This window comes from Streptomyces sp. NPDC054956 (assembly GCF_053609185.1).
In genome coordinates this window covers 1-10,591 of sequence record NZ_JBSGXB010000272.1, presented here as the reverse complement: position 1 = coordinate 10,591, position 10,591 = coordinate 1, and the positions used below count along the sequence as shown (strand labels likewise).

Genomic DNA, 10,591 nt, shown 5'->3' with positions numbered 1-10,591 from the left:
GGGCTGGACAAATCCAGCCCCGCCGGCGTTTGAGGCGGTCTTTTCGGGTCCGGGCGGAGCCCGGGGAACGGGGGAAGGGCGGGTAGGGGACAGCCCCGCAGGGCTACGCTCAAGGCATGGCCGGCCGCTACGACCCCCTCACCCGCACGGCGATCCGCGGCGGCCGCACCGCCGTACCCCCACCCCCCGCCCCGGGCGGCGCCGCCGAAGCCACCCCCACCGGGCGGACATGGACCCCACCCGGCCCGGTGGACCTGGGCCTCACCCTCGGCCCCCTCAGACGCGGCCCCGCCGACCCCACCTTCCGCACCACCCCCGGCACGGTCTGGCGAACCACCAGAACCCCGGCCGGCCCCGCCACCCTCCGCGTCGGCCTCGCGCCGCACACCGGCGAGGTGACCGCAGACGCCTGGGGCCCCGGCGCCGACTGGATCCTCGACCGGCTGCCCGAACTGCTCGGCTCCACCGACGATCCCGCCGCCTTCGTCCCCCGCCACCGCCTCCTGCACGCCAGCCACCGCCGCCGCCCGGGCCTGCGCCTGACGCGTACCGGCCTGGTCCTGGAATCCCTGATCCCCACGGTCCTGGAACAGAAGGTCACCACCGACGAGGCCTACCGCGCCTGGCGCCGCCTCGTACGGCAGTACGGCGAGCCCGCCCCCGGCCCGGACCAGGGCCTCTACGTCATGCCCGACGCCCGCACCTGGGCCATGATCCCCTCCTGGGACTGGCACAAGGCCGGCGTCGACTCCAAGCGCTCCGCGACGATCGTCCGCGCCGCCCGGGTGGCCGCCCGCCTCGAAGAGGCCGCCGCCATGGACCTGCCCGCCGCCACCGCGCGCCTGGAGGCCATCCCCGGCATCGGTCCGTGGACCTCCGCCGAGACCCTCCAGCGCAGCAACGGCGCGGCCGACGCCGTCACCACCGGTGACCTGCACCTTCCGGGCATCGTCGGCTTCGCCCTGGCCGGGGACCGGGACGCCGACGACGCCGCCATGCTGGAGCTCCTCGCCCCGTACGCCGGCCAGCGCCACCGCGCGGCCCGCCTGATCCTCCTGGCCGGCGCCGCCCCGCCCCGCCGCACTCCCCGGATGCCCCGGGGCGACATCGGCCGGCTCTGAGAGGCGCCCGGCCCACCCCGGAGGGTCAGCGGACCTCGATGAAGTCCTCCGCCGCCCGCGCCGCCCGCTCCGCGGGGGCCAGCGCCGGGTGGCCCACGGCCACCGCGCCCATCGGGTCCCAGTCTTCCGGCAGCCCGAGCACCTTGCGCACCACGTCCCGGCAGAACATCGTCGAGGACACCCACGCCGATCCGAGCCGTTCCCCGGCCAGCGCGACCAGGAAGTTCTGTACGCCCGCGCCCATGGAGACGACGAACATCTCCCGCTCCGCCGCGTCCCGCCGCGCGTGCCCGTAGTCGTGCGCCCCGTCCGTGACCAGGCACGGCACCACCAGGTACGGGGCGGCGCGCAGTACGTCGCCCCGCCGGACCCGCTTCGCCACCGACTCCTCGGACTTGCCGTCGCGCCGCAGGTCGGCGATCCACGCGTCGCGCATCGCGTCCAGCAGCTCCAGCCGCGCGCCCTCGGACTCCAGCAGGACGAACCGCCAGGGAGTCGTGTGGTGCGGGGCCGGGGCCGTCACGGCCGCCGCCACCGCGCGGCGGACCGCGCCGGGGTCGACGGGCTCCGCCGTGAAGGCCCGCACGGTGCGCCGCTGCGTCACGGCTTCCCGTACGGCTTCCGAGGTGCCCAGCCGGAACATGTCGTCGGCCGGCGAGCGCACCAGGTCCGCCGCCGAGGAGCCCTCGCCCAGTACGTGCGCCAGCCCGCGCACCACCGCGACCGGCAGGCCCTCGGCCTTGCCCTTGACCAGGTCGCCGGCGGCGGCCAGCTCGTCGGCGGTCGCGACGATCGTGGCGCTCAGCGGGTTCCCGTGGGCGTCGGTGCCGCCGCGCAGGTCGTCCAGGACCCGTACGCCCGCCGAACCGATGGCCACGTCCGTGAGCCCGGTGCGCCAGGGGCGCCCGAAGGTGTCCGTCACGATCACGCCGACGTCCACGGACAGCAGCTCCCGCAGCCCCGCGCGGATCGTGGCGGCCGAGGCGTCGGGGTCCTCGGGCAGCAGCAGGACGGTGCCCGCGGCGGTGTTCGAGGCGTCGACGCCCGCCGCCGCCATGACCAGCCCCTGCCGGTTCTCCACGATCCGCAGCGGACCCCGGCGCGCGACGACCCGTACGGTCTCGGCGTCTATCGCGGCCTCGCGCGAATCGGCGCGGACGATCCGGCCCTCCGCCTTGGAGACGATCTTCGAGGTGACGAGCAGGATGTCGCCGTCCCGCAGCGCCGGTCCGGCGGCCGCGATCAGCGCCGCCAGGTCGTCGCCGGGCCGCACCTCCGGAATCCCGCCGACGGCCCGTACCTCGTACGAAGCCGCTCGCGGGGCGGTCACCGGGAGGCCTCCGCCAGTTCCAGCGCGGCCCGGGCCATGGCGGCGGTGGCGGCCAGGTCGGTCATCATCAGCGGCACCGCCCGGCAGGTGATGCCGGCGGCCTCCACTTCGGCGACGGCGTCCGCGTCGGCGGTGTCGACGAGCCAGCCGTCGAGCAGCTCGGTGCCGTAGTGCCGGGCGACGGCGGCGGCGGTGGACTCGACGCCGACGGCGGCGAGCACCTTGTCGGCCATGCCGCGCACGGGCGCGCCCCCGACGATCGGGGAGAGGCCCACGACGGGCGCCGCCGCGGCGGCCACGGCCTCGCGGATCCCGGGCACGGCGAGGATGGTCCCGACCGAGACCACCGGGTTCGAGGGCGGGAAGACGATCACGTCGGCGGCCGCGATGGCCTCCAGGACCCCCGGGGCGGGCTTGGCCTGCTCGGCGCCCACGGGGACGACGGCCTCGGCGTCCACCGCGGCACGCATCCGGACCCAGTACTCCTGGAAGTGGATGACCTTGCGCTGGCCGGTGCCGGCCTCGGTGATCGCGACGTGGGTCTCGACCCGGTCGTCGGACATGGGGAGCAGCCGGACGCCGGGCTGCCAGCGCTCGCACAGGGCCTCGGTGACGGCACTGAGCGGGTAGCCCGCACCGAGCATCTGGGTACGGACGATGTGGGTGGCGAAGTCGCGGTCGCCGAGGCCGAACCAGGTGGGTCCGACCCCGTACGCCGCGAGTTCCTCCTTGACGGTGAAGGACTCGTCGGTACGCCCCCAGCCCTGGTCCTCGTTGATGCCACCGCCGAGGGTGTACATCACCGTGTCCAGATCGGGGCACACCTTGAGCCCGAACAGGTGAATGTCGTCACCGGTGTTGCCGATGACCGTGATGTCCGCGTCGGGAACCGCGGCCTTGAGTCCGCGGAGGAAACGGGCGCCGCCGATGCCGCCGGCCAGAACAACAATGCGCATGCAGCGCAGTCTGTCAGGCCGCCCAGCGGGGGCCGCGCCCCGGTCAGACGGAGAGGGCCTCGGTCAGACGGAGAGGGCCTCGGTGCGGGCGGGGGAGCAGTTGTGCATCGGCATCTCGGTCAGGCCGGGGAAGTACACGTGCAGGCTGACCGCTCCGTCGAGGGTGTCGTTGACGACCTCGTGGGCGTAGCCGGGGGCGAAGACCCGCTGGGAGCCGGCGCCGAGGGCGAGCGGGCCGCGGGCGGTGTGCTCGGTGAGCTCGCCGTCCAGGACGGTCAGCACGCCGGAGGAGGCGCCGTGGTCGTGGAGGCCGCTGCCCTGGCCGGGGACCCAGCTGAGCAGCCAGACCTCGTAGCCGGGGCCGGTGCGCAGCCGGTGGTACCAGCGGCTGGTGGCGTCGTACTCGACGAGGTGCTCCCACTCGGAGCGGTTCGCGGCGATGGAGCGGGCGAGGCCCACGAACTCGGCGACGGTGGCCGGGTGCTCGGGGGCCGGCTGCAGGAGGTGCTGGACGGAGAGGATGTCGCCGGCGATCTGGAGGTCGCTCTCGATCATCGCGGGAGCGGGCGCAGGAGCGGGCGCGGCGGTGATGGCGGCGGTGGGGGTGGCGTTCAGGGTGCCGGTGTTGGTGCTGTTCATCGGGGGGTTCCTCGACGGATGTCAGTCGTGCAGGCGGTCGCTGTGGGGGGCGCGGCTGGAGCTCAGAGGAGCCGGAGCTCCGGAGGCATCAACAGCTGCAACAGCAACAGCGAACCTGGACAGCACGCAGGAACCCACGAATGAGGGTCCGAGTGGCGGCTGAGGGCGCTGACATGGCTACAAGAAGACCGGGTCGAGGGCCGGACTGTCAACCCAATGTCCGATTTGGTGGAAAAGTTTCACCTCATCCGGTTACCGTGCCCGGAGAAAGGTTTGTGCAGTCGGTACCAGGGGATGTGGCGCTGCAAGTCGTGCCGCACACCACTGCGGCCGCTCTCAAACCCGCAAAGCCGTGCGATGTCGCCCTGTGGCCGAAATGTGATCTGCGCCGCTTCTTCGGCCGGATCGGAACCCCACCACAGAGTGACGCGTCGGCTACGGGGGAGGGGGTGGCGCGCGTGATACCTGTGGCATGTGTCACGATTTTTGGCGATATGAACACTTTCTGCATAGGCTTGGTTCCGCAGAGTGAATAAGGGGCCCAATAGCAGATCTCGGCTTGACTGCGCTGGAGCCTCACACTTGTAATTTCACTCGTGTCGTTACGTAGCGATGAGTAACGGCAACACCACGGGGACGCACAGACAGAGCGAGGGGCGCACATGACCGAGCTGGTTCAGGAACTGCTGGTCGAGGAGGCGGACGAAGAGCTCGGATGGCAGGAGCGAGCTCTCTGCGCCCAGACCGACCCCGAGTCCTTCTTTCCCGAGAAGGGCGGCTCGACCCGCGAGGCCAAGAAGGTCTGCCTCGCCTGCGAAGTACGCTCCGAATGCCTCGAGTACGCCCTCGCCAACGACGAGCGATTCGGCATCTGGGGCGGCCTGTCCGAGCGCGAGCGCCGACGCCTGAAGAAGGCCGCCGTCTGAAGCGCCCCCGGCGCGCGGCGACCGGCGCCCACGGCCCGTCCCCCGACATATCCGCCGGCCCACCCGCCGCCGCATCCGGGGACGTATCGAGCGGTACAACCGACGGCATAACCGCCCGTGCACCCCGAAGTGCACACAGCGGCACAAATCGCAGTACAACGAACGGCACGACGAGCAGAGCAAACGGTCCGCCTCCCGCACCTTCCCCGCAGGAGGCGGACCGGTGTGTTCCCAGCCGTTAGTGTGGGGCGCTGTCCAGCAGCCTCCGAGGGCACACCACCCCCGGACCCCCGGCCGGAGGGCCCGTACCGCGATGTCCCTGCACAGCCAGTCGAGCGCCTCCTACCAGGCTGCCGCCGCACCAGAGTTCCCCCGGCACGTCGTCACCGCGGTCCTCGTCGCCCACGACGGCTCCCGCTGGCTGCCCCGGACCCTCGCCGGTCTCCTCGGCCAGGAACGCCCCGCCCAGAACCACATCGCCGCCGACACCGGCAGCGCCGACGACTCCGCGCGCCTGCTCGGCGAGGCCCTGGGCGAGGACCGCGTCCTGCACCTGGCCCGCCGAACCGGCTTCGGCGCCGCCGTCGACGAAGCCGCCCGCACCGCGGGGGTCCTGACCCCCGAGGAACTCCCGTACCTCAAGCGCCCCTCCGGCTGGGATCCCGTCAGCCGCACCTGGCGCGACGACACGTACGACCTTCCCGACCTGCCCCACGGCGAACCCGTCCAGTGGCTCTGGCTGCTCCACGACGACTGCGCGCCCGAGCCCGACGCCCTCGCCGAACTGCTGCGCGTCGCCGACGAGAACCCCGACGCCGCCGTCATCGGCCCCAAGCTGCGCGGCTGGTACGACAAGAAGCAGCTCCTCGAAGTCGGCGTCACCATCGCCCGCAGCGGCCGCCGCTGGACCGGCCTCGACCGCCGCGAACAGGACCAGGGCCAGCACGACCAGGTCCAGCCCGTCCTGTCCGTCTCCACCGCCGGCATGCTCGTGCGCCGCGACGTCTACGACGCCCTCGGCGGCTTCGACCGGCGCCTGCCCCTCATGCGCGACGACGTCGACCTGTGCTGGCGGGCCCAGAGCGCCGGCCACTCCGTCCTCATCGCCCCCGACGCCGTCCTGCGGCACGCCGAGGCCTCCGCCCGCGAACGCCGCACCGTCGACTGCGCCGGCCGTACGAGCGCCAGCCCGCACCGCGTGGACAAGGCCGGCGCCGTCTACACGATGCTGGCCAACAGCTCCGGCCGCGCCCTGCCCTACGTCCTGCTGCGCGTCCTCGTCGGCACCGTCCTGCGCACCCTCGCCTACCTCGTCGGCAAGGCCCCCGGACAGGCCGTCGACGAGATCACCGGCCTCCTCGCCACCCTGCTGCGCCCCGGCCGCGTCCTCGCCGCCCGCAGGGCCAGACGCCGCCCCGCCGTCCCCGCCAGGGAACTGCGCCACCTCTTCCCGCCGCCCGGCGCCACCCTGCGCGCCAACGCCGAGCAGCTCGCCGGCTACTTCGGCTCCGACCGCGACGCCGAGAACAACAACGCGGGCCGGCACGGCGGAGCCGTCGAATCGGGCCCCGGCGGAGAAGACGCCGACTTCCTGCACATCGAGCAGTTCGCACGGATCAAGCGGATCGCCCGCAAGCCCGCGCCCGTCCTGTTCGCCCTCCTCCTGCTCGTCTCCGTCATCGCCTGCCGCTCCCTGCTCGGCGGCGGCTCCCTGATGGGCGGCGCCCTGCTGCCCGCCCCCGACGGCGGACTCGACCTCTGGCGCGCCTACGCCGACGACTGGCAGCCCGTCGGCACCGGCTCCACCACCGGCGCACCGCCCTACCTCGCCGTCCTGGGAGCCCTCTCCACGCTCCTGCTCGGCTCCACCAACGCCGCCCTGACCCTGCTGCTCGTCTGCTCGGTCCCGCTCGCCGGACTCACCGCCTACTTCGCCTCCCGGCCGCTGGTGGAATCCCGGCTGCTGCGCGCCTGGGCCGCCGTCGCCTACGCCTTCCTGCCCGCCGTCACCGGAGCCCTCGCCGGCGGCCGCCTCGGCACCGCCGTCCTCGCGATCCTGCTCCCGCTCATTGCCCGCTCCGTCGTCGCCGCCTTCGGGTTCGGCGGCCCGGCGGGGACCGAGGGCAGCTGGCGCGCCACCTGGACCCACACCCTCCTGCTCACCCTGGCCACCGCCTTCACCCCCGTCGTCTGGCCGCTGGCCGCCGTCCTCGGGGCCGCCGCGCTCGCCTGGCGCCGCGCGCAGTGGAAGGCGTACGGACCGAGGCTCCTCGCGACGCTCGCCGTCCCGCTCCTCGTCCTCGCCCCCTGGTCGCTCGGGCTGCTCACGCACCCCTCCCGCTTCCTGCACGAGGCCGGACTGACCTACGGGGCCGGCTCGGCCGGCGCCCTGGACCTCCTCGGCATCAGCCCCGGCGGACCCCGGACCGCCGGCGGGCTGATCCTCATCGGCATCGTCCTCGCCGCCCTGGGCGCACTGCTGCGCACCGAGCGGCAGTTCGCCGTCCGCACCGCCTGGGCCGCCGCGCTCGCCGCGCTCGTCCTCGCCGTCCTGGTCAACCGCAGCGCGTGGGCCGGCCCCGCCACCCTCGTCTACGGACTGGCCCTGCTGGCCGCCGCCGTCATCGGAGCCGACGGGGCCAAGGACCGCGTCGCCGCCCGCAGCTTCGGCTGGCGCCAGCCGCTCGCCGCCCTGATCGCGCTCGCCGCGGCCGTCGGCCCGGTGATCGGCGCCGTCGCCTGGATGGTCAGCGGAGCCGCCGGCCCGCTGGAGCGCCGCGACCCCGTCCAGGTCCCCGCGTTCGTCGCCGAGGAGAGCGGCACCCGCGACCAGGCCCGCACCCTCGTCATCGGCGCCACCTCGCCGGGCGCCCTCTCGTACGGCCTGGTACGGGGCTCCGGCGGCCGCCTGGGCGACGCCGAACTCGCCGCTCAGGCCGGCAGCGACACCCGGCTCGACAAGGTCGTCTCCAGCCTCGTCGCCGGCTCCGGCGCCGACCAGACCGACCAGCTCGGCGGCTTCGCCATCCGCTACGTCCTGGTCCGCGACGGTGCCCCGGCGCAGATCGGCCGCGTCCTCGACGCCACCCCGGGACTCAGCCGCCTCAGCAAGCTCGAAGGCAGCGCCCTGTGGCGCGTCGACCGGCAGGTCGCCCGCGCCGTCATCGTCCCCGCCAAGCCCGGCGAGGCTCCCATCCCCGTCGCCTCCGGACCCGTCGAGGCCCACACCAAGATCCCGGCGGGCGAGGCGGGCCGCGTCCTGCGCATCGCCGACAAGGCCGCCCCCGGCTGGCAGGCCACCCTCGACGGCAAGCCCCTCAAGGCGAAGACGCTGGACGGCTGGGCCCAGGGCTTCGAGCTCCCCGCCGACGGCGGCCGCCTCGACCTCGTCCACGAGGACGCCTTCACCCGGACCGCCTGGCACTGGGCGCAGGGCCTGCTCGCACTGGTCCTGCTCGTGATGGCCCTGCCCGGCCGCCGCACCAGCCTCGACGACGACCTGCCCGAGGAGGAGGCCGCGCCCGCCGAGGAGGCCGGAGAGGGCCGCCGCGCCCGCCGGCTGCGCGAGCAGGCCGAAGCGGAGGCCGAGGCCCCCGCGGAGGCGGCCGTCGCCGCCGACCCGTACGCGCAGATCCCGGCGCAGCAGCCGTACGGGCAGGACGCGTACGCCGAGGAGGCCTACGGGGAAGGCGCCTACGCCTACCAGCAGGCCTACGGGGACCAGGGCGGCTACGCCTACGGCGGCCAGGAGGCGGCCCGGCCCGCGCAGCACCAGCAGCCGCAGGCCGCGGAGTACCCGTACGAGCAGCCGCAGGAGTACGACCAGCACCAGCAGCCGTACCAGGAGCAGCAGCCCTACTCGTACCCGTACTACGTGCAACCGCAGCCCTCGCACGAGCCGTACGAGCCATACGAGCCCTACGCACAGCACGACGGACAGCAGGACGGGCAGCACGCCCCGCGTCCGGACGGGAGCCCCCAGCAGTGAAGCAGCGCGTACCCATGACGCTCGCCGCCGTCACGGCGGCGCTGGCCGCCGTCACCGGCCTCGCCGCCCTCACCGCGCCCGCCGCCGCCCCCGCGGCGGCGGCCCCGGCCGGCAAGGAAGCGGCCCGGATGCCGGTCGAGCGGTCCCTGCTGGTGTGCCCCGCGCCCAGCACCTCCGACATCGCCGACACCCTGTACACGTCGATCACCCCGGGCGGGGCCGCCGCCGGCGGCAAGGGCTCGGCCCGGCTGCTGGGCGCGACCAAGGACGCCAAGCCGGTCCTGGAGCTCAAGGAGCCCGGCAAGCCCGTCGGCGCCAAGGCCTCCGGAGCCGAGGCGCCCGCGCTGACCGGCACCGCCGACGGATTCCTCGCCCCCGGCTGGAGCGCGCAGCAGACCACGGTCGTCTCGGTCGGCCGCACCCGCGGCCTCCTCGGCGTCGGCTGCACCGCGCCCGGCACCGACTTCTGGTTCCCCGGCGTGAGCACCGCCAAGGGGCGCGAGGACTACGTCCACGTCACCAACCCCGACGACACGGCCGCCGTGGTGGACATCAAGCTGTTCGGCCCCGACGGCGCGGTCAAGGCCGAGCCGGGCACCAGCGAGAACATCCGGATCGACCCCAAGTCCAGCAAGGCCATCTCGCTGTCCTCGCTGGCCCCCGGCGCGCAGCTCGCGGACGTCACCGCGCACGTGACCACCCGCGCGGGCCGGGTCGGGGCCACCGCCCAGTCGGGCGAGGAGGGCGTCGGCTCCGACTGGCTGCCCGCCTCCGTCGACCCCACGGGCACCCTGGTGCTGCCCGGCATCCCGGCGGACGCCACCTCCGTGAAGCTGGTCGTCTTCGCGCCCGGCGAGGAGGACGCCGACCTCAAGATCATGCTGGCCGGGCCGAACGGCTCGATCAGCCCTGCGGGCAACGAGCAGCTGCACGTCAAGGCGGGCATGACCGCGACCGCCGACCTCAAGGACCTCACCCGCGGCGAACCCGGCTCCCTCGTCCTGGCCCCGGCCGACGGCAAGGAGGCCGTACCGGTGGTCGCGGCGGTACGAATCGCCCGCGGCAGCGGCGCCAAGCAGGACATCGGCTTCATCCAGGCGGCCGCCCCGGTGGGCACGCGGGCCACCATCGCCGACAACCGCACCGACAAGGACGCGACGGTGCTCTCCCTGACGGTCGCGTCCGGATCCGACGCGAAGGTCAAGGTGACGGCCTCACCGGGCACGGAGGGCGGCGAAGCGGCCTCCCAGGAGGTCACGGTCAAGGCGGGCACCACGCAGAACGTCACCCTCGCCCCGGCGGGCGGCAAGGGCGCCTACGCCCTCACGGTGGAGACCCTCTCGGGCGGCCCGGTCCATGCGGCCCGCACGCTGATGCTCCCGCGCGACGGCATCCCGATGTTCACGGTCCAGACCCTCTCGGACGACCACTCGACGGTCTCGGTCCCCAAGGCCACCCAGAACCTCTCGGTCCTCACGGACTGACCAGCCGAGCCCGCCGGGGCAACCCCGGCCCGCTGGGGTAACCCCGGCCCGCTGGGGCAAACCCAGCCTCACCGGGGCAACCCCAGCCTTGCCGGGGCAAACCCGGCCCGCCGGGGCAACCCCGGCCCCGCCGGGCAGCCCCAGCCC

At 74.3% G+C, this 10,591-nt stretch carries 7 protein-coding genes; 4 read left to right on the top strand and 3 right to left on the bottom strand.

All coding sequences use genetic code 11. The features are described from left to right. Window positions 1-116: 116 nt before the first annotated feature. On the top strand, window positions 117-1,121 hold the full coding sequence (locus ACWGDE_RS30580) for a DNA-3-methyladenine glycosylase family protein (RefSeq protein WP_453392270.1): 1,005 nt from the start codon (window positions 117-119) through the stop codon (window positions 1,119-1,121). 25 nt (window positions 1,122-1,146) lie between these two features. Here ACWGDE_RS30580 and ACWGDE_RS30575 read toward each other — a convergent pair whose 3' ends face one another. From ACWGDE_RS30575 to ACWGDE_RS30565, 3 genes are all read right to left on the bottom strand, one after another. Beyond that, a complete protein-coding gene (locus tag ACWGDE_RS30575; protein ID WP_453392269.1) occupies window positions 1,147-2,451 on the bottom strand; it encodes a coenzyme F420-0:L-glutamate ligase in 1,305 nt (434 codons plus the stop codon). After that, entirely contained in the window at window positions 2,448-3,407 is a 960-nt protein-coding gene (gene cofD / locus ACWGDE_RS30570; RefSeq protein WP_453392268.1) for a 2-phospho-L-lactate transferase, read from the bottom strand. Before cofD ends, ACWGDE_RS30575 begins: the two co-directional genes overlap by 4 nt. 63 nt (window positions 3,408-3,470) lie before the next feature. Further along, a complete protein-coding gene (locus tag ACWGDE_RS30565; protein ID WP_453392272.1) occupies window positions 3,471-3,962 on the bottom strand; it encodes a cysteine dioxygenase in 492 nt (163 codons plus the stop codon). A gap of 746 nt (window positions 3,963-4,708) precedes the next feature. Here ACWGDE_RS30565 and ACWGDE_RS30560 point away from each other — a divergent pair. From ACWGDE_RS30560 to ACWGDE_RS30550, 3 genes are all read left to right on the top strand, one after another. Further along, the gene (locus ACWGDE_RS30560; RefSeq protein ID WP_112450237.1) at window positions 4,709-4,972 is read left to right on the top strand and encodes a WhiB family transcriptional regulator; all 264 of its coding nucleotides are present in this window, start codon (window positions 4,709-4,711) and stop codon (window positions 4,970-4,972) included. A 313-nt stretch (window positions 4,973-5,285) separates the two neighbouring features. Further along, on the top strand, window positions 5,286-8,960 hold the full coding sequence (locus tag ACWGDE_RS30555) for a glycosyltransferase (RefSeq protein ID WP_453392267.1): 3,675 nt from the start codon (window positions 5,286-5,288) through the stop codon (window positions 8,958-8,960). A gap of 14 nt (window positions 8,961-8,974) precedes the next feature. Further along, window positions 8,975-10,444, top strand: coding sequence for a DUF5719 family protein (locus tag ACWGDE_RS30550; RefSeq protein WP_453392271.1), 1,470 nt, complete (start codon window positions 8,975-8,977; stop codon window positions 10,442-10,444). Window positions 10,445-10,591: the final 147 nt, after the last annotated feature.

Bases quoted from the DNA above. Each gene is read 5' to 3' on its own strand.
- ACWGDE_RS30580 (WP_453392270.1), top strand. From the start codon at position 117: ATGGCCGGCCGCTACGACCCCCTCACCCGCACGGCGATCCGCGGCGGC.
- cofD (WP_453392268.1), bottom strand. From the start codon at position 3,407: ATGCGCATTGTTGTTCTGGCCGGCGGCATCGGCGGCGCCCGTTTCCTC.
- ACWGDE_RS30565 (WP_453392272.1), bottom strand. From the start codon at position 3,962: ATGATCGAGAGCGACCTCCAGATCGCCGGCGACATCCTCTCCGTCCAG.
- ACWGDE_RS30560 (WP_112450237.1), top strand. From the start codon at position 4,709: ATGACCGAGCTGGTTCAGGAACTGCTGGTCGAGGAGGCGGACGAAGAG.
- ACWGDE_RS30555 (WP_453392267.1), top strand. From the start codon at position 5,286: ATGTCCCTGCACAGCCAGTCGAGCGCCTCCTACCAGGCTGCCGCCGCA.
- ACWGDE_RS30550 (WP_453392271.1), top strand. From the start codon at position 8,975: ATGACGCTCGCCGCCGTCACGGCGGCGCTGGCCGCCGTCACCGGCCTC.